The organism is Arthrobacter sp. NicSoilC5, assembly GCF_019977395.1.
Lineage (GTDB): Bacteria > Actinomycetota > Actinomycetes > Actinomycetales > Micrococcaceae > Arthrobacter.
This window is the reverse complement of the sequence record NZ_AP024660.1, coordinates 1,604,930-1,622,235: the sequence shown is the minus strand read 5'-3', so window position 1 is coordinate 1,622,235 and position 17,306 is coordinate 1,604,930. Positions and strand designations below refer to the sequence as shown.

16 protein-coding genes are annotated in these 17,306 nt (G+C 68.4%); 10 read left to right on the top strand and 6 right to left on the bottom strand.

Annotated elements, in window-relative coordinates:
- Positions 1–42 precede the first annotated feature (42 nt).
- From LDO22_RS07515 to LDO22_RS07500, 4 genes are all read right to left on the bottom strand, one after another.
- Positions 43–1,002, bottom strand: a complete 960-nt coding sequence (locus LDO22_RS07515; protein WP_224026624.1) for a DUF559 domain-containing protein — start codon at positions 1,000–1,002, stop codon at positions 43–45.
- A 184-nt stretch (positions 1,003–1,186) separates the two neighbouring features.
- Positions 1,187–2,863 (bottom strand): formate--tetrahydrofolate ligase, encoded by a 1,677-nt coding sequence (locus tag LDO22_RS07510; RefSeq protein ID WP_224026623.1) that lies wholly within the window; start codon positions 2,861–2,863, stop codon positions 1,187–1,189.
- A 117-nt stretch (positions 2,864–2,980) separates the two neighbouring features.
- On the bottom strand, positions 2,981–4,246 hold the full coding sequence (gene mshA / locus LDO22_RS07505) for a D-inositol-3-phosphate glycosyltransferase (protein ID WP_224026622.1): 1,266 nt from the start codon (positions 4,244–4,246) through the stop codon (positions 2,981–2,983).
- A gap of 76 nt (positions 4,247–4,322) precedes the next feature.
- Positions 4,323–5,735: a 6-phospho-beta-glucosidase gene (locus LDO22_RS07500; RefSeq protein WP_224026621.1), complete on the bottom strand. Its 1,413-nt coding sequence runs from the start codon at positions 5,733–5,735 to the stop codon at positions 4,323–4,325.
- 90 nt (positions 5,736–5,825) lie between these two features.
- On the opposite strand from LDO22_RS07500, the gene LDO22_RS07495 reads away from it, so the two are divergent.
- Genes LDO22_RS07495 through tsaD form a run of 6 tightly spaced genes read left to right on the top strand, consistent with a single transcriptional unit; the run spans position 5,826 to position 11,061 of the window.
- Complete coding sequence (locus tag LDO22_RS07495) at positions 5,826–6,917, top strand: PfkB family carbohydrate kinase (RefSeq protein WP_224026620.1); 1,092 nt, start codon at positions 5,826–5,828, stop codon at positions 6,915–6,917.
- 56 nt (positions 6,918–6,973) lie between these two features.
- Entirely contained in the window at positions 6,974–8,209 is a 1,236-nt protein-coding gene (gene alr / locus LDO22_RS07490) for an alanine racemase (protein WP_224026619.1), read from the top strand.
- Positions 8,206–8,793 (top strand): tRNA (adenosine(37)-N6)-threonylcarbamoyltransferase complex ATPase subunit type 1 TsaE, encoded by a 588-nt coding sequence (tsaE, locus tag LDO22_RS07485; RefSeq protein ID WP_224026618.1) that lies wholly within the window; start codon positions 8,206–8,208, stop codon positions 8,791–8,793. Before alr ends, tsaE begins: the two co-directional genes overlap by 4 nt.
- Complete coding sequence (gene tsaB, locus LDO22_RS07480) at positions 8,787–9,458, top strand: tRNA (adenosine(37)-N6)-threonylcarbamoyltransferase complex dimerization subunit type 1 TsaB (protein ID WP_159631418.1); 672 nt, start codon at positions 8,787–8,789, stop codon at positions 9,456–9,458. Before tsaE ends, tsaB begins: the two co-directional genes overlap by 7 nt.
- Positions 9,459–9,502: 44 nt before the next feature.
- Positions 9,503–9,973, top strand: a complete 471-nt coding sequence (rimI, locus tag LDO22_RS07475; RefSeq protein ID WP_224027191.1) for a ribosomal protein S18-alanine N-acetyltransferase — start codon at positions 9,503–9,505, stop codon at positions 9,971–9,973.
- Positions 9,970–11,061 carry a tRNA (adenosine(37)-N6)-threonylcarbamoyltransferase complex transferase subunit TsaD gene (gene tsaD, locus LDO22_RS07470; RefSeq protein ID WP_224026617.1) on the top strand — a complete coding sequence of 364 codons (1,092 nt, stop codon included), beginning with the start codon at positions 9,970–9,972 and terminating at the stop codon, positions 11,059–11,061. Before rimI ends, tsaD begins: the two co-directional genes overlap by 4 nt.
- Before the next feature lie 89 nt (positions 11,062–11,150).
- On the opposite strand, the gene LDO22_RS07465 is transcribed toward tsaD, so the two are convergent.
- Positions 11,151–12,302: a glutamate--cysteine ligase gene (locus tag LDO22_RS07465; RefSeq protein WP_159631420.1), complete on the bottom strand. Its 1,152-nt coding sequence runs from the start codon at positions 12,300–12,302 to the stop codon at positions 11,151–11,153.
- A 374-nt stretch (positions 12,303–12,676) separates the two neighbouring features.
- Between LDO22_RS07465 and LDO22_RS07460 the strand changes: the two genes are divergently transcribed.
- Both LDO22_RS07460 and LDO22_RS07455 read left to right on the top strand, forming a co-directional pair.
- A complete protein-coding gene (locus LDO22_RS07460; RefSeq protein ID WP_224027190.1) occupies positions 12,677–14,134 on the top strand; it encodes a glycoside hydrolase family 3 N-terminal domain-containing protein in 1,458 nt (485 codons plus the stop codon).
- A 79-nt stretch (positions 14,135–14,213) separates the two neighbouring features.
- Positions 14,214–15,032, top strand: a complete 819-nt coding sequence (locus LDO22_RS07455; RefSeq protein ID WP_263422197.1) for a shikimate 5-dehydrogenase — start codon at positions 14,214–14,216, stop codon at positions 15,030–15,032.
- A gap of 6 nt (positions 15,033–15,038) precedes the next feature.
- On the opposite strand, the gene LDO22_RS07450 is transcribed toward LDO22_RS07455, so the two are convergent.
- Positions 15,039–16,277 (bottom strand): class I SAM-dependent methyltransferase, encoded by a 1,239-nt coding sequence (locus LDO22_RS07450; protein WP_224026616.1) that lies wholly within the window; start codon positions 16,275–16,277, stop codon positions 15,039–15,041.
- Positions 16,278–16,331: 54 nt separating this feature from the next.
- Here LDO22_RS07450 and LDO22_RS07445 point away from each other — a divergent pair, with 54 nt between their 5' ends.
- Positions 16,332–16,712: a hypothetical protein gene (locus LDO22_RS07445; RefSeq protein WP_159631422.1), complete on the top strand. Its 381-nt coding sequence runs from the start codon at positions 16,332–16,334 to the stop codon at positions 16,710–16,712.
- 255 nt (positions 16,713–16,967) lie between these two features.
- Positions 16,968–17,261: a co-chaperone GroES gene (groES, locus tag LDO22_RS07440; protein WP_003805290.1), complete on the top strand. Its 294-nt coding sequence runs from the start codon at positions 16,968–16,970 to the stop codon at positions 17,259–17,261.
- Positions 17,262–17,306 lie beyond the last annotated feature (45 nt).

Genomic DNA, 17,306 nt, shown 5'->3' with positions numbered 1-17,306 from the left:
AACCCCGCGGCCGCGTTTTTGGAGGCGGTGGTGGTGTTTTGGTCACCCGTTTCCGGCAAAACCGGCCGAGTAGGAATGGTCAATCCACGCCGTGCGAAGGTGCCGTTTGATTGCCGCTACAGCTCGTTGAAAACCGTCCGTGGCATCGTCCTTGGTGAATACCAGAACCGTCCACCCAGCTGACTCGAAGGCCTTGTCGCGCCGTCGATCACTCAGTCGCTGAGCCTCAAGAAGATGGTGACCGCCGTCGTACTGGACTGCAAGGCGCCGGTGACGGTAGCCCAGGTCGGCAGTAGGGGAAGCTGCATCATTCGGTCGAAGTGCGATTTGCAGGTCAGGTTCTGGCAGGTTCGCGTCAAGCATGGCCAGCCGCAGCATCGATTCCGGTGCCGAATCAGCGCCGACCCGCATCAGCTCCAAAGCTTCCCGGGCACGCACGACCCCCTGAAGATTAGGGTGCCGGCTGACCAAAGCGCTGAGACCCTCCAACGTGTCGAAGGGCTGCGACCTGGCCTCATACTCCGCTCGAGGGATGCGAATGATTTGGTCTCCAAGGCAGACCAGCTCAGCCAGCGACAGCCGCCGGGCCAAGTCGAGCCAGGTTCGGGAACGGGTACTGATGCGGATACCGTCGACAGTTTCGATTTCGTCGGCACTGGCTATGACCTTATGGGCAACCACACCTTTCCGGCGCACCTGCGGTAATTGCTTCGGTTTGCTCATATGCAGTTCAGTTGAATCCGACAGCCACGCGGGGAGCAGTTGACAGTGCAAACGTGCAGCTGTGACGTGTGAAATCCACGCGCCTGGCGAAACCTCGGAGAGGACCCGTGCCGCGGCTTCCAGCTCGAAGCTCCAAGTCGACGGGCGGTACAACCGCCTGCTGACGTGGACCACGTCATCCTTCCGCAGCCGCTTCGCTGACACACCGGCAGTCACCGCCGAGTCGTATGTGAACGGGGAGGTTGCCAGGGTCGACGGTAGATCAGCGCGCTTATGCATGCTGGCATTCTGGCGTAGAAGGCTAGACCACTGCAGGAGTTATCCACAGGAACAGACCTGGATGGTTCCAAGGCGATCGGGCGTTGGTGGATTGGGGGCGGGAGGTGATCGGGCGTTGGTGATTTGGGGGCGGGAGGTGATGGGGCGTTGGTGGAAAATAGGCAGGATGTGATGGGGCGTTGGGCTAGGTGAGGCCCACGGGGTTGCCGTCCGCGTCCACGTCCATGCGCAGCGCAGCCGGGACGGCCGGGAGGCCGGGCATGGTCATGACAGCTCCGGTAAGGGCAACGATGAAGCCCGCACCGGTCTTGGGCAGCAGGTCGCGGACGTGGATGGTGAACCCCTTGGGGGCGCCCAGACGGGAGGCATCGTCAGTGAACGAGTACTGGGTTTTGGCCATGCACACTGGCATCGAACCCCAGCCGTTCCGCTCAATGTCGGCAAGCCGCTTCAGCGCCGGCACGGAGAAGTCCACACCGTCGGCTCCGTAAATCTCTTGGGCGATGGTGCGGATCTTGTCCTCCACGGACAGCTCCAGGGGATAAAGGTGGCGGAAACTGCTGGGCGCCTCCACCGCCTGCGCAACGAGGGCCGCGAGTTCGTCGCCGCCGTCGCCCCCGCCGCCCCGGCCCCACACGTCGGCGACGGCGGCGCGCACGCCCTCGGCTGCGCACCACTTCAGCAGCCAGTCGAGTTCCTCCGGCGCATCGGAGGAGAACTTGTTGATGGCCACCACGGGGGTGACGCCGAACTTCTCCACGTTGTGCACGTGCCGGCGCAGGTTAACCACCCCGGCCTCCAGGGCAGCGACATCCGGGCGGGCCAGCTGGTCCTTGGCCACCCCGCCCTGCATCTTCAGTGCGCGCACCGTTGCCACCACCACGACGGCGGACGGGGCCACGCCGCCGTACCGCGCCTTGATGTCCATGAACTTTTCGGCGCCAAGGTCAGCCCCGAAGCCGGCTTCGGTCACCACGATGTCCGCCAGCCGCCGGGCGGTCTGCGTGGCAATGAGCGAATTGCAGCCGTGGGCGATATTGGCGAAGGGACCGCCGTGGACCAGGGCGGGGGTGCCGGCGATGGTCTGCACCAGGTTGGGCTTGACCGCCTCCTTCAGGAGCAGCGTCAAGGCCCCCTCCACGCCGAGGTCCGCCACCGTCACCGGTGCCCGGTCATAGGTGTAGCCGAACGTGATCCGGCCCAGCCGTGAGCGGAGGTCCGCCAGGTCCGTGGCGAGGCAGAAGACGGCCATGATCTCGGAAGCCACGGTGATGTCGAACCCGTCCTGCCGCGGCACGCCCTGCGTCGGTCCGCCCAGTCCGATGACCACCTCCCGCAGGGAGCGGTCGTTCATGTCCAGGACTCGTTTAAACGTCATCCTGCGCGGATCGATGCTCAGCGCATTGCCCTGGTAGATATGGTTGTCCACCAGTGCCATCAGGGCATTGTTGGCCGACGTGATCGCATGGAAATCGCCGGTGAAGTGCAGGTTGATCTCGTCCATGGGCAGCACCTGCGAATAGCCGCCGCCGGTGGCGCCGCCCTTCATGCCAAGCACCGGGCCCAGGGACGGTTCCCGCAGGGCGATCATCACCTTGTGGCCGGCGCGGGCCAGCGAATCCGCCAGCCCCACAGTGGTGGTGGACTTGCCCTCGCCGGCCGGGGTGGGCGACATGGCCGAGACCAGCACCACCTTGCCGTGCGGAGCCGGGGCCGCAAGCCGGGCGGGATCGATCTTGGCCTTGTACCGTCCGTACTGTTCCAGTGCATCGGCATTGATCCCGGCTGCAGCCGCGATTTCCCCGATGGGGCGGATGCGGGCGGCGCGGGCTATTTCCAGATCAGAGGGGAGAGCAGACATCCTTGTCCTTTCCTGCGCAGTCTTTCCTGCACCGGCCGGCGCCGGAGACCTGCCCCTAAGCTAACAGCACCCGGCTCCAACGGCACCCGATACCAGCAACGCACAAGCCAACGACCGTCAGGAAGCCGGCACCACCGGGGCCAGGCGCCGCCCCACGAAGTTGTCGACGGCGGCATGGTAGCTTTCCAGCGTGATGGCAGCAGTGCGCTGCCAGCCGGAGTTCTGGGCACGGATGGCGGCAGCGCGGCCCAGGTCCTCGCGGGTGACAGGGTCGTCATACAGGGCCTCCAGGGCATCGGCCCAGTCGGCAGCATGGTGGCCGTCCACCAGGAGTCCGGTCCGGCCGTGGAAGATGGCGCGGGACAGCCCGCCAACCCGGGTAGCCACCACGGGGGTCCCGCAGGCCTGGGCCTCGAGTGCCACGAGCCCGAAGGATTCGCTGAAGGAGGGCATCACCACGACGTCGGCCGCACGGAACCAGGACGCCAGCTCAGGTGCCTTCACCGGCGGAAGCTGCGTGACGACGTCGTCCATTCCCGCCTCTGCCACCAGGCAGCGGAGGTTGAACTCCTTGTTGCCGCTCAAAGCGCCCAGGATGGTGACGCGCAGGTCGATGTCCGGGCGGCGTTTCCGCAGCAGCGCCGCGGCCTTGACCAGGACCTGGGGGCCTTTCAGGCGCTGGATGCGGCCGGCGAACACCAGATGGAACGTGTCGGGGCTGACGCCGTGCTCCGCCCTGGAGCGTGCCCGGAACGCGGGGGTGAACGTGGCCAGGTCCACGCCGGGCGGCGCGATGTCGATGCGGTCGTAGGTGGCGCCGTAGTGGGACACGAGTTCGGCGGCCTCGGAGCTGGTGTTGGCGATGAGCCTGGCAGCGCCGTCCACGATGCGGTGCTCGCCCAGTTCGCGGCGCCGGGGCTCGGGTTGCTCACCGGATTCCAGCAGCAGGTTCTTGACCTTGGCCATGGTGTGCATGGTGTGCACCAGCGGCACACCCCACAGTTCGGACAGCTCCAGCCCGGCGATCCCGGACACCCAGTAGTGGGAGTGGATGACGTCATACCGGCCGTGCGGCTGGCGGCGGCGGATCTGTTCGATTTCCGCGACCATGGCGTGCAGCAGCCCGGGAAGTTCCTCTTTGGGGACCTTCCTGGGCGGGCCGGCCAGGACGTTGTGCACGCACACGCCGGGGTCGGGATGCTCGACAGCGGGCTGGTCGGCTGAGGTGGCCCGCGTGAAGATCTCCACCTCCACGCCTGCCTCGGCCAGTGCCGAGGCCAGCTCGCGGATATAGACGTTCATTCCGCCGGCATCCCCGCACCCGGGCTGTTCCATGGGGGAGGTGTGGAGGGAAAGCAAAGCGACCCTGCGGATCAGTGCCACGGGACCTCCTTCCGGCCGCCGGCGCGTGTCAGGGGAGCCGGCTCAGTGCGCATCCGATAAAACATTACTCCTTCCCCTAACGCCCACCGCCCTCCCACATCTTCCCCAGGTCCGGAAACGCCCGCTCATAACCGGCCATCAGCTTCGCGGCCAGGTCCGCCGAATCCACGAGCGGGTGCCGGGCGAAGGCCTTGACGCCGGCATCCCGGTTGCCGGTGCCCGCGGCCAGGACAACGAGCCGTTCCACCTCCTTGACCTGCCGGAGCAGGCCCAGCTGCGGTTCCGCCGGCTTCTCCTGGGGCAGCGGGACGGCTCCGGCCGGGGTGACGGTGCAGGGGACCTCGACGACGGCGTCCGCCGGCAGGCCGGGAATGGCGGGTTGGGGAGGGGCAGGGGCAGCGCCGGTGGGCCCCGGTGCCCGGGCCGCCGGCACTGCGTTGACCGTGTTGAGGATCAGCTGCGTATCGCCGCCGCCGGCCAGTGCCTGCATGGCCGCCAGCGCCACCCGTTCGTAGCCACCGCCGGCCAGGTCCTCCTCGTTCCGGCGCTCGCCGTCGTGCCGGGCCTCCGCCAGGTACCCCTCTTCGCGGGAACGCCGCGCCGCCTCCCACAACCGGTATGCGTCCGGGCCCGCGGCAGCCAGCTGCGGGTACAGCTCCCGCTGCTGGCTATGGATGGTCTCCCCGCGGGTGCGTGCCATGGCCTGCATTGCCTGCCGGGCGGCCTGGCCCTGGTAGTAGTAATACAGGTACTCGTTGGGAAGCAGGCCCAGCCCGGCAAGGAACGGCTGCGGGAACAACCGGCCTTCCTCGAAGGACCGCAGCGCCGCGGCGTCCGCCAGCAGGCCCGGCAGCATGTCCCGTCCGCCGGACTCCAGCCGGTACAGCCAGCCCAGGTGGTTCAGCCCGTAGTAGCCCACGCCGTCGAGCCGTCCCTCCGGCAGCGGGACACCCGCAGCCCATGCCGCCCGGTGCACCAGCCCGCCCGCAGAGTCGCAGATCCCAATGACCCGGTTCCCCAGGACAGGGCGCAGCGCCTCGGTGACCATCCCGGCCGGATTGGTGAAGTTGACCAGCCAGGCGTCCGGGCAGCGCTCGCGCATCAGCCGGGCAAGGCCCACCATGTGCGGGATGGTCCGCAAGGCGTAGGAAATTCCGCCGGCTCCGGTCGTTTCCTGTCCCAGCAGCCCGAGGTCCTGCGCCACTTTCTCATCCGCCACTCGGCCTGCCGTGCCGCCGGGCCGGATCGCGGCGAAGACCATGGCGGTGCCTGACAGGGCAGCGGAAAGATCCGTGGTGGCATGCACCGGAAGGTGCGCGCCCCGCCCTGCCGGCATGCTGCGCAGCACGGCGGTAACGGCGTCAAGGCGTGCGGGATCGACGTCGTGCAACACCAAGTCCGTGACCAGCCCGGAGAAGGGCCCGGACACCAATGCCCGGTAGATGAGCGGCACCCGGAAACCCCCGCCGCCGGCAATCAGAAGCCGCATGCATGCAGTCTAGGACCAGCCGCCGACACCCTGTCCAGACTGTTGCCAAAGCCCCTACCGGAGCCCTTCCCCGCGGCGTATCCTGCGCTCATGGACGCGATGCCAGCCCGCCCCTTCGATCCGCTGGCCGCTGTCCGCTCGCCGGTGGAACCTGGATTCGACCTCCTGCTGGCCGGGACCGTCTTCCAGGACATCATCTTCACCGGCCTCCCGCACGGGCCCGAACCCGGCACGGAAATCTGGAGTGACGGCATGGGCAGCTGCCCCGGCGGGGTGGCCAACCAGGCCATCGCCGCCGCGCGGCTGGGCCTGCGCACCGGCCTGGCGGCGGCGTTCGGGGACGACGGCTACGGCGACTTCAACTGGAAGATCCTCTCCGGCCAGGAACATGTGGACCTCAGCCTCTCCCGCCGCGTCCCGGGCTGGCACTCCCCGGTGACCGTGTCCCTCTGCGTGGACCAGGACCGCTCCATGGTCACGCACGGGCATTCAGCGCCGGTGACCAACTCCGAGCTGATCGGGAGCCCGCCCAAGGCGCTTGCCGGCATCGCGGAGGTGGGCATGGAAATTGAACCGTGGGTCCGGGCCGCCCATGGGGCCGGGGTGCGTTTGTTTGGGGATGTGGGGTGGGATCCCAGCGGGGAGTGGGCGCCGGTGCGGCTTGAAAACCTGCAGTACTTTTACGCCTTCCTGCCCAACCAGCGCGAGGCCATGGCGTTCACCGGTAAGGACAATCCGTGGAGTGCGCTCTACGCTCTGGCGGACCGCGTACCGGTGGCCGTGGTGACCCTGGGAGCGCAGGGGGCCATGGCCGTTGATTCGGAAACCGGGGAGGAGGAGTGGGTCCCGTCGCTTCCGGTCAAGGCACACGACCCCACCGGAGCCGGTGACTGCTTCGACGCAGCGTTCATCGTGGGCACCCTGGCCGGATGGCCGCTGGGGGACAGGCTCCGGTTTGCCAACCTGTGCGCCTCCCTGGCCGTGCAGGAGGTTGGCGGATCCCTGGCCGCCCCTGGCTGGGGGGACATCGCCGACTGGTGGAAACGCGCCAACGCCCGCCCGGAACGGCAAATGAGCCAATGGCTGCGGCGCTTCGGATTCCTCGCGGACATCATCGAGGACGTGCCGCTGGCGGCGCAGCGCCGGGCGGCGGCCACCATCGCGCACCTGTCGGACGCCTGAGGGGTGCCGGACGCCCCGATTATTCGGCGCGAAGTGCCCGCACTAGAATCAGTTAGGTGACCTACCCCGCAACAACCGGTGAATTCAGCGCTGCCCCCGGGCCGGACCCCCGCAATGAGCGGTCCGCCGTGATCGACCTGGAGGCCATCCGGCACAACGTCCGCCGGCTCGCCGGCGCTGCTTCCCCCGCGAAAGTCATGGCCGTGGTCAAGGCCGACGCGTACGGACACGGCGCGGTTCCCGTGGCCCGTGCGGCCCTGCAGGCCGGCGCGTCCTGGCTGGGCGTGGCGCACATTTCCGAGGCCCTCGCGCTCCGCGCCGCCGGCATCGACGCGCCCCTCCTCGCCTGGCTGCACACCACCGACAGCAACTTCGGCGCCGCCGTGGCTGCCGGCGTCGACATCGGCTGCTCGGGCTGGGAGCTGGAACGCATCGTGGCTGCCGCCCGCGAACAGGAACGTCCCGCACGGATCCACCTCAAGGTGGACACCGGGCTGGGCCGCAACGGCGCAACCCCCGAGGCCTGGGACCGCCTGGTGGGGGAGGCCGTGGAGTACCAGGACCAGGGCCTGCTGCGCGTGGTGGGCATCTTCTCGCACCTGGCCGTGGCCGATGAGCCGGAGCGGCCCGAGACGGACCAGCAGGTGGCCGCATTCCGGGAGGCCCTGGCCATCGCCGAGGACGCGGGCGTGGACCCTGAGGTCCGGCACCTTGCCAACACCCCCGCCACCCTTTCCCGGCCCGACACCCACTTCGACATGGTCCGTGTGGGCCTGGGCATCTACGGGCTTTCGCCGTTCGACGGGCAGACCTCCGCCGAGCTCGGCCTCCGCCCCGCCATGACGCTGCGCACCCTGGTGTCGCAGTGCAAAGAGGTGCCCGAGGGGCAGGGCGTCTCCTACGGGCTGCATTACCGCACCAGGACGGCGAGCACCCTGGCGCTGATTCCGCTGGGCTATGCCGACGGCGTCCCGCGCGTCGCCACCGGCGGCCCCGTCCGCGTGGCCGGGAAAACGTACCCCGTAGTGGGGCGGATCGCCATGGACCAGATGGTCATCGACCTGGGTCCGGAGGCCTCCGGTGCCGCGTTGCAGGGCGCGGAGGCGGAGCTGTTCGGTAACGGCGCCGACGGCGGACCCACGGTGGACGAGTGGGCACGCGCCGCCGGGACCATCAACTACGAGGTGGTGACCAGGATCAGTCCCCGTGTTCCCCGCCGCTTCATCAACGAAGACGAGCGCGCGGAAGCCGGCAATAACCTGGTGGGCGTCCCCGGCAAGGGAGCGGCATGAGCACGCCCGAAGACCTGCCCGCCAACTGGGAAAAGACCTTCACGGCGACGACGGCGGAACAGACGCACGGTTTCGGCGCCCGCCTGGCGGAGGTGCTGCAGGCCGGAGACCTGCTGGTGCTGTCCGGCGAGCTGGGTGCCGGGAAGACCACCTTCACCCAGGGCCTGGGCGAAGGCTTGGGTGTCCGCCCGGGCATCATCTCGCCGACGTTCGTCCTGGTCCGGATCCATCCCAACCTGCCGGACGGCCCGCGTCCGGGCGGCCCGGACCTGGTGCACGTGGACGCCTACCGGCTTGGCTCGGCGGCGGAGATTGACGACATCGACCTCGAAAACACCATGGATTCATCGGTGACGGTGGTCGAGTGGGGACATGAGCGCGTGGAGCACCTGAGCGACAGCCGGCTGGAGATCGACCTGCACCGTGCGATCGGCCTGGGCGGCGCTGCGGCGTCCACCTCCTCAAGCCTGGATTTCGACGCCGAAGACACCGACGAGCCCCGGACCATCGTCATGCGCGGCTACGGTCCCCGCTGGGCGAACTTTCCTGAACTGGCTGGACCCGACGGGGGAGCGGCATGCTGATCCTCGCCATTGACACCTCGGCCGTGGCCAGCGCTGCGCTGGTCACCGATGATGCCCCCGAGAGCGTGCTTGCCAGCTTCGCCACGGAGGACACCCGCAGCCACGCTGAGGTGCTTGCGCCCGGAATCGACGCCATGCTGGAGTCGGCGGGCGTGGCCGGGCAGGACGTCGACGCCCTGGTGGTGGGCGTTGGCCCGGGCCCGTTTACCGGGCTGCGCTCCGGCATTGCCACCGCCCGCACGCTGGCCTTCGTGTGGGGCAAGCCGCTGCATGGCCTGGTGAGCCTGGACGCGATGGCCCTGGAAGTTGCGGAGTCCACCGCAGCCGCTTCCGAGTTCCTGGTGGTGACGGACGCCCGCCGCAAAGAGGTCTACTGGGCCCGGTACAGCCTGGATGACGGCCAGCTGCCCGTGCTGGAGGACGGCCCCCACGTCGGGTTCGCGTCTGCCCTCCCGGACCTGCCTGCGTTCGGCGCCGGCGCGGGCCTCTACGCCGGGGTGCTTCAGGCCCACCCGGATTTCGCCGCGGAGCAGCCGGACGCCCTGTATCTTGGCCAGTTCGCCCTGGCGCGGCTGGCGGCAGGAGACACCCTGTTGGACTCCACCCCCCTGTACCTGCGGGAATCCGACGCGCAGGTCCCCGGACCACGGAAGCGGGCATTGTGAGCAGCACCCCGGACCCGCGCGCGGCGGACGTGACCGTCCGCGACATGACGCTGGACGATGTGCCCGCCGTCGGCGCACTGGAGCACAAGCTCTTCCCCATTGACGCGTGGCCCGTCCAGATGTTCCTGGACGAACTCTCCCAGCCGGAGACCCGCCGCTACCTCGTGGCGGAGACCAGCGGAGGCATCGTGGGCTACGCCGGCCTGATGTGCATTGAACCCATCGCGGACGTCCAGACCATCGCCGTCGTCCCTGAGCACGAGGGGCGGGGCATTGGCAGCACCCTGCTCACGCAACTGATCGAGGAGGCCCGGCACCGCGGCGCCGCCGACGTCCTGCTCGAGGTCCGGGCCGACAACCCCCGGGCACAACAGCTCTACCTGCGGTTCGGCTTCGAACAGATCCACGTCCGCCCGCGCTACTACCGGGACGGCGTGGATGCCCTCATCATGCGGCTCCAGCTGCCCGCGGCACACCCTGAAGGACACGAAGCAACGGAAGCAGGCCAGGCATGAACCGTACGCAGCCCCTGGTACTGGGCATCGAATCATCCTGCGACGAAACCGGCGTCGGCCTGGTCCGCGGAACCACCCTGCTGACCAACACGGTCTCTTCCTCCATGGACGAGCACGTCCGCTTCGGCGGCGTCATCCCGGAAATCGCCTCCCGCGCCCACCTGGACGCCTTTGTTCCCACCCTCGAGCAGGCCCTCGCGGATGCAGGGGTCACCCTGGACGAGGTGGACGCGATCGCCGTCACCTCCGGACCCGGGCTTGCCGGCGCGCTCATGGTCGGGGTGTGCGCTGCCAAGGCGCTCGCCGTGGCCACCGGAAAACCCCTGTTCGCCATCAACCACCTGGTGGCGCATGTTGGCGTGGGGCTCCTGGACGACCGCGCCACGGGCCGCAGGCAGGAGCTGCCGGAGAACCTGGGCGCCCTGCTGGTCTCCGGCGGCCACACCGAAATCCTGCGGATCAACAGCATCACAAGTGACGTGGAGCTCCTGGGCTCCACCATCGACGACGCCGCTGGCGAGGCCTACGACAAGGTGGCCCGCATCCTGGGACTCGGCTACCCCGGCGGACCGGCCATCGACAAGATGGCCCGCTCCGGCAACCCCAAGTCGATCCGCTTCCCCCGGGGCCTGACCCAGCCCAAATACATGGGCACAGCCGACGAACCCGGCCCGCACCGGTACGACTGGTCCTTCAGCGGCCTGAAGACGGCCGTGGCCCGCTGCGTGGAGCAGTTCGAGGCCCGCGGCGAAGAGATCCCGGTGGCCGACATCGCGGCAGCGTTCCAGGAAGCAGTGGTGGACGTAATCTCCTCCAAGGCGGTCCTGGCCTGCCGCGAGCAGGGCATCAAGGACGTTCTGCTGGGCGGGGGAGTGGCGGCCAACTCACGGCTGCGCGAACTGACCGGGCATCGCTGCGCCTCCGCCGGCATCCGCCTGCACGTTCCGCCGCTGGACCTGTGCACGGACAACGGCGCCATGGTGGCCGCGCTCGGAGCCCAGCTGGTGATGGCCGGCACCGACCCCAGTGGCATCGGATTCGCCCCGGACTCCTCGATGCCCGTCACCTCGGTGTCGCTCCCGGCCTGACACCCGGCAAACCCTGCGACGCCCCATCAGATATGGCTCCTAAACCGCCGGTTTAGGAGCCATATCTGATGGGGCAAGTAAGGGGGTGGTCAGGCGGTGGGGCCGTTGCGCATCTGCTTGACCAGGTCCAGCACCACGGCCTGCAGGTTTCCGCCGTTCTCGGCAGCCACCCGGCGCTGGCGCTGGTATCCGGCGCCGCGGCGGATGATCTTCTCGACGTCGGCCAGCTCGTCGGAGCAGCGCAGCTTGGCGGCAACCGGTTCAAGCCGGTTCAGGGTCTCCAGCAGGTGGTCGGTGACCAGCTGCTCCTTGCCCGCGGCGTCGAGGATGATGATGGCGTCCAGGCCGTACCGGGCGGCGCGCCACTTGTTCTCCTGGACGTGCCATGGCGGCATGGTGGGGATGGTGCCGCCGTTGTCCAGGGTGGTGGAGAACTCGTCCACCAGGCACTGGGTGAGCGCCGCAATGGCCCCCACTTCCTCCAGGGTGGCCAGGCCGTCACAGATCCGCATCTCGATGGTGCCCAGGGCGGGCACCGGCCGGATGTCCCACCGGATTTCCGAGATGGTGTCGATGACGCCCGTGGTGAACATGTCCTGGACGTAGGACTCGTATTCTTCCCAGGACTTGAACTGGAAGGGCAGCCCCGCGGTAGGAAGCTGCTGGAACATCAGGGCCCGCTGCGAGGCGTACCCGGTGTCCTCGCCGCCCCAAAACGGGCTGGACGCGGAAAGCGCCTGGAAGTGCGGGAAGTAGTTGACCAGGCCGTCCAGGACGGGGAGGGCTTTGTCCCGGCGGTCCAGCCCCACGTGGACATGGACGCCATAGATGACCATCTGCCGGCCCCACCATTGGGTCCGGTCAATGAGCTTGGCGTAGCGTGCCTTGTCCGTCACCGGCTGCAGCTGCGGAGGGCTGAACGGGTGGCTGCCGGCGCAGAACAGCTCCACGTTCATGGGATCGGTGATTTCACGGACGGCCGCGACGGACCGGCTGAGGTCCTCCTTGGCCTCGGCTGCCGTTTCGCAGATCCCGGTGACCAGTTCCACCGTATTGAGCAGCAGTTCCTGCTTGATGTGCGGATGTTCGTCGTCTTCGTTGAGTTCGGGGTGGCGGGACGCCACGCCGCGGAGCACCTGGTTGGCCACGGAAGCGAGCTCGCCCGTCTTCCCGTCCACCAGTGCCAGCTCCCACTCAACACCGAGGGTGGATTGCCTCGATGACGCGAAGTCGATCTTCACACGTTTCCTTACTGTCCGGTTTGCCGCTGGCTGATGCCGCTCACAGGCTGCAGCCGGCAGGCGAACGGATGGTTCAAGTCTAGTGCAGGGGTAGCATCGTACTGATGGCACCGTTCCCCCTGCGTCACAGTCCTGCCAAATCCTTCCCCCTCCTCCTGGCCCTGTCCGCAATGGCGCTGGCCTCCTGTTCAGCCGCCCCAAGCGCCGCACCGCCCTCATCCTCCGCCCCGACCGCCGACGCGTCCCCCACCGCATCAGCAAGTACGACGCCGGCGCCTCCTCCGGCTTCCCCGTCGCCTGACCCGGGTTCCCGGCCTTTGGGGTGGGGCCCGGAGCAGCGGGACCAGGACGCCGCCTTGGCGGCCGTTGCGGCGATGTCGCCGGAACAGAAAGCCGGGCAGGTCCTGCTCCCGTTCTTCAAGGGCAGCCAGGTAGAGGCCCATGCGGCGCTCATCCAGCGCCTCCACCTGGCCGGATCCATCATCATGGGCGACAACGTGCCACGCGACCCGCAGGGAAAGGTGGACGTGGCCGCCATGGGCGCCGTAAACCAGCGGCTGCAGCAGGCTGTGGCCGCCGACGGACGGCGCTGGCCCGGGATCATGAGCGTGGACCAGGAAGGCGGCGCGGTGGCACGCCTGGGGCCGCCCCTCACCGAGTGGCCCGCTCCCATGAGTTACGGGGCCGCCGGCAACCTGGACCTGACGCGCAAGGCCGGCAAGGGCCTGGCAAGCGAGTTGGTGCCACTGGGCTTCGACCTCGACTTCGCGCCGGACACGGATGTGACCGTCGGTCCTGCAGACCCCACCATCGGGGCGCGTTCCATGTCCGGCGACCCGGCCGCGGCGGCGGCCCAGGGCACCGCCTTCTCCCAGGGCATGCTGGACGCCGGCGTGCTCCCCACCGTCAAGCACTTTCCCGGACACGGCTCGGTGACGGCGGATTCCCACCTCAGCCTCCCCGTCCAGCCGGCAGGCATCGACGTGCTCCGGGGCCGGGACTGGAGACCCTTCGAGGCTGCCGTCGCAGCGGGCCTCCCCGTGGTCATGACCGGGCACATTGCCGTACCCGCGCTGGAACCAGGCGTCCCGGCGTCGCTCTCTGCCCCCAGCTACTCGGCGCTCAGGGGTTTGGGCTTCAAGGGAGTGGCCGTGACGGACGCCCTCAACATGGGCGCCGTTGACAAGCAGTACCCGGCCGGCGCGGCTGCAGTGAAGGCACTGGCCGCCGGTGCCGACCTGCTGCTGATGCCCACGGACGTGGAGCAGGCGCACGCCGCCATCGTCCAGGCCCTGGCTGCCGGCACCCTTCCCGCCGCACGCCTGGATGAAGCAGCGCAGCGGGTGGCCACCATGATGATCTGGCATGCCCGGACCACCCCGCCTGCCGGAACAGCGGGCTCAGGTGCGCCGGCCGGAAGCGGGGCCGCCCTGTCCGCCCAGGTCTCGGCGTCGGCCGTTACCGTTGTTTCCGGTCCCTGCAGCGGACCCCTGGTGCCCGGTTCCGTGCGGGTGGCCGGCGGGGGACCGGGGGACCGGGAGCGCTTCGAAGCCGCCGCAGCGCGCGCCGGGCTCACCGTGGGATCAGGCCCGCTGGTCAACCTCATCGGGTTTGGTGGAAAACCGGCCGGTGGGGACATCGCCGTGTCCCTCGACGCTCCGTGGCCGCTCCAGGGGTCCAGCGCACCGGTGAAGGTGGCCCTCTATGGCCGGACCGACGCCGCCTTCGACGCGCTGGCCGCCGTGCTGGCAGGGAAGGCGCCCGCTCCGGGAAAGCTGCCCGCCGCCGTCGGGCCTTTCCCCGCGGGAACCGGCTGCCCCCGACCCAACTAAGTAGCGCGAACTGTCGTTTTGAGGCGTCAAAACGACACTTGGCGCTACCCACTTGGGCTGGAACGCGTTTAATGGTCTGGTGCCCATTCTGAATAAAGACATGACCCTCTGCATCTCGCTTTCGGCCCGTCCCAGCAACAACGGGACCCGGTTCCACAACCACCTTTACGGGCAGCTGGACCTGAACTGGATCTACAAGGCCTTCGCACCCACCAACCTGGAACAGGCCATTGCCGGTGTCCGCGGGCTGGGCATCCGTGGCTGTGCCATCTCCATGCCGTACAAGGAAGACGTCATCGCCCTGGTGGACGAGATGGACCCCTCCGCCAAGGCCATCGACTCGGTGAACACCATCGTGAACACGGACGGGCACCTCAAGGCGTACAACACCGACTACACCGCCATCGAACAACTCGTCGCCACCAATGCAGTCCCCACGGACTATTCGGTGCTGGTGCAGGGCGCCGGGGGCATGGCCAAGGCCACGGTTGCCGCCCTCCGGGACGCCGGATTCACCGACGTCACCGTCCTGGCCCGGAATGAGGCCGCGGGGCGTGCGCTCGCGGACCAGTACGGCTTCCAGTGGCGGGCAGCGCTCGACGGCGGGACGGCCGACCTGATCATCAACGTCACGCCGCTGGGGATGGCCGGCGGGGAGGAATCGGACACCGTGGCTTTCCCGGCGGAAGCCATCAACGCGGCCCGCCTGGTGTTCGACGTGGTGGCGCTGCCCGCCGAAACCCCCCTCATCAAGGCGGCCCGTGCGGCCGGCAAGCCGGTGATCACGGGGGCCGAAGTGGCCACCATCCAGGCACTGGAACAGTTCGTCCTGTACACGGGCGTCCGGCCCACCCCGGACCAGGTGCGGGCCGCCGAGGAGTTCATGCGCGCCCAGTAGGGGCAGCTAGGCGGGTTCCACCACGATGGCCACCCGGTCCTCACCGATGCGCGTCAGGACCAGGGTGGCCGTTTTGCCGCCCTTCCTGGCGTTCTTTCCGCCGGGCAGCAGCTGTTTCCGCAGCTCTTCGGGGGTGACGGCGGTGCCGCGCTTCTTGATGTCCAGCACGGTGATGCCCTCCTGTTTCACCCAGGCCTTGAGCGCCTTCACGTTGTAGGGCATGACCTGCAGGACCTTGTAGGCCCGGGCGAACGGGGTGGCCAGGAGTTCGGGAGCGCAGATGTAGGCAATGTGTTCGTCCACCAGGTGGCCACCGAGCTGCAGTGCTACGTCCGCCACCAGTCCGGCGCGGATCACGGCGCCGTCGGGTTCGTACAGGTATCCCTCCACCGGTCCCACCGGCGCTGACGGGCCGTCGCCGAAATCCTCCGGGCTGGTCAGCTCCGCCGGAGCCTTCGGCCCCAGGACCAACGCGGCGCGGCGGACTCCAGGCCGGCGCACGGCGTTGAACCACAGGGTCACCTCCGTGACGTCACCGGCCACCGACACCCACTGCGCCTCGCAGCCCGCGGGCACGGATTCATGCGGCATGCCCGGGCCCATCTTCACGCCCACTGCCTTGCCCTGCGCGGCCAGTGATTCCACGAAGGACAACGGCGGGGAGAATGCCTCGGGGTCCCAGATCCGCTTGGTGCCGGAAGTGGAGGTGACCCGACGGGCAGGGTCCAGCCAGACGCCATCCACCCCGTCCAGCGGAACCGATTCCGCATCCGCATGCACCACTGTGGCGTTGGGGAACGGGATGAGGTTCACCGTGGCGCACGCCGCCGTGGTTTCGTCCATTTCGACGGCGGTGACATTGATGTCCAGGGAGGCCAGCGCCAGGGAATCGGCGCCGAGGCCGCAGCCCAGGTCCGCCACGCGGCTGATCCCCGCGGCAGCGAACCGCTGGGCGTGGTGGGCGGCGACGTTGAGGCGCGTGGCCTGCTCCAGGCCCGCCTGGGTGAACAGCATCTGCCGGGCGAACTCCCCGAATTTCCCCTCTGCCTTGGTGCGCAGCCGTGACTGCGTCAGGACGGCGGACACGAGCCCGGCGGGGTGTCCGGCTTTCCGGAGCGCGGAGTTCAGCTCGAAAGAGTCCTCGTCCCGGTAGGGGCCCAAGGACGCCAGCAACTCCCAGCCTTCGGGGGTCAGCAATGGTGCGATCTGGTCCTGTGCAATCTGGTCCTGGGGAGCGTGAGCCATGGGTTCCAGCCTAGTGGAGGAGCGCGTGGCCGGGATGCGGATAGTGTTGAATCCATGGATGAGAGCGCAGCCCCCCGCGAGACCGGCGACCACGAGTCCGGGGACCGCCATCCGGCCAGGTTCGCCCGTCCTGTGCTGATCGCCGCCGCCGTCGTGGCCGTGGTCTGCATCGCGCTGCTGGTGATCATCTTCCTGCTCGATACGTTCAACGCCACCGTTTACTCGGTGGGAGGCAACGACGTCCAGGACAACACCCAGGAGGCCCGGGACATCCGCGGGCTGTACGACGGCGCGCGGGCCGGGAGCATCTTCTTCCTCGCTGCTGCGCTGCTCGCCGCAGCGGTGTCCGGCTGGGTGCTCTTCCGGGGACGGAAGCAGGGCGGCAGCGACACGGAGGGCGGCGAGGACGTGGACTTCGACGACCTGGGCCGGTAGGGACAGGGCGCCATTTCGCGTCCCCGGCCACCTGCCGTCGTCCGCCCCGGGCTGTACGCCCATGACGAAACGTTGGCACTCACCTTGACCGAGTGCTAACTCATACATAGAGTCTTCATTAGCACTCTCCCTAGGAGGGTGCTAACACATGAAGAGCTGCCAGCCATGCTGCTGCCGGCACCGCGACGACGGTTTGCCAGCTACGGCGAAAAGCTTTCCAGTCCACGAATTTGCTGACGAAAAGGAGAGGTCCGAGTGTCGGTCTCTATTAAGCCTCTTGAGGATCGTATTGTTGTCCGCCCGCTCGAAGCCGAGCAGACCACGGCTTCCGGCCTGGTCATCCCGGACTCCGCACAGGAGAAGCCGCAGGAAGGCGAAGTTGTCGCAGTAGGCCCCGGCCGCTTCGAAGATGGCAACCGCGTTCCCGTTGACGTAGCCGTTGGCGACGTCGTCATCTACTCCAAGTACGGCGGAACCGAAGTCAAGACCGGCGGCACCGAGTACCTCGTGCTGTCCGCCCGCGACGTCCTGGCAATCGTCGTCAAGTAACTCTTCCGGATCCCCGTGCTGCCGGCCATGCTCACGCTGGCCGGC

What these genes read in the sequence shown, in the direction of transcription:
- LDO22_RS07495 (WP_224026620.1), top strand. Translation starts at nt 5,826, where the DNA reads ATGGACGCGATGCCAGCCCGCCCCTTCGATCCGCTGGCCGCTGTCCGC.
- tsaE (WP_224026618.1), top strand. Translation starts at nt 8,206, where the DNA reads ATGAGCACGCCCGAAGACCTGCCCGCCAACTGGGAAAAGACCTTCACG.
- LDO22_RS07445 (WP_159631422.1), top strand. Translation starts at nt 16,332, where the DNA reads ATGGATGAGAGCGCAGCCCCCCGCGAGACCGGCGACCACGAGTCCGGG.
- LDO22_RS07510 (WP_224026623.1), bottom strand. Translation starts at nt 2,863, where the DNA reads ATGTCTGCTCTCCCCTCTGATCTGGAAATAGCCCGCGCCGCCCGCATC.
- LDO22_RS07450 (WP_224026616.1), bottom strand. Translation starts at nt 16,277, where the DNA reads ATGGCTCACGCTCCCCAGGACCAGATTGCACAGGACCAGATCGCACCA.
- LDO22_RS07515 (WP_224026624.1), bottom strand. Translation starts at nt 1,002, where the DNA reads ATGCATAAGCGCGCTGATCTACCGTCGACCCTGGCAACCTCCCCGTTC.
- LDO22_RS07500 (WP_224026621.1), bottom strand. Translation starts at nt 5,735, where the DNA reads ATGCGGCTTCTGATTGCCGGCGGCGGGGGTTTCCGGGTGCCGCTCATC.
- rimI (WP_224027191.1), top strand. Translation starts at nt 9,503, where the DNA reads ATGACGCTGGACGATGTGCCCGCCGTCGGCGCACTGGAGCACAAGCTC.
- tsaD (WP_224026617.1), top strand. Translation starts at nt 9,970, where the DNA reads ATGAACCGTACGCAGCCCCTGGTACTGGGCATCGAATCATCCTGCGAC.
- tsaB (WP_159631418.1), top strand. Translation starts at nt 8,787, where the DNA reads ATGCTGATCCTCGCCATTGACACCTCGGCCGTGGCCAGCGCTGCGCTG.
- LDO22_RS07460 (WP_224027190.1), top strand. Translation starts at nt 12,677, where the DNA reads ATGTCGCCGGAACAGAAAGCCGGGCAGGTCCTGCTCCCGTTCTTCAAG.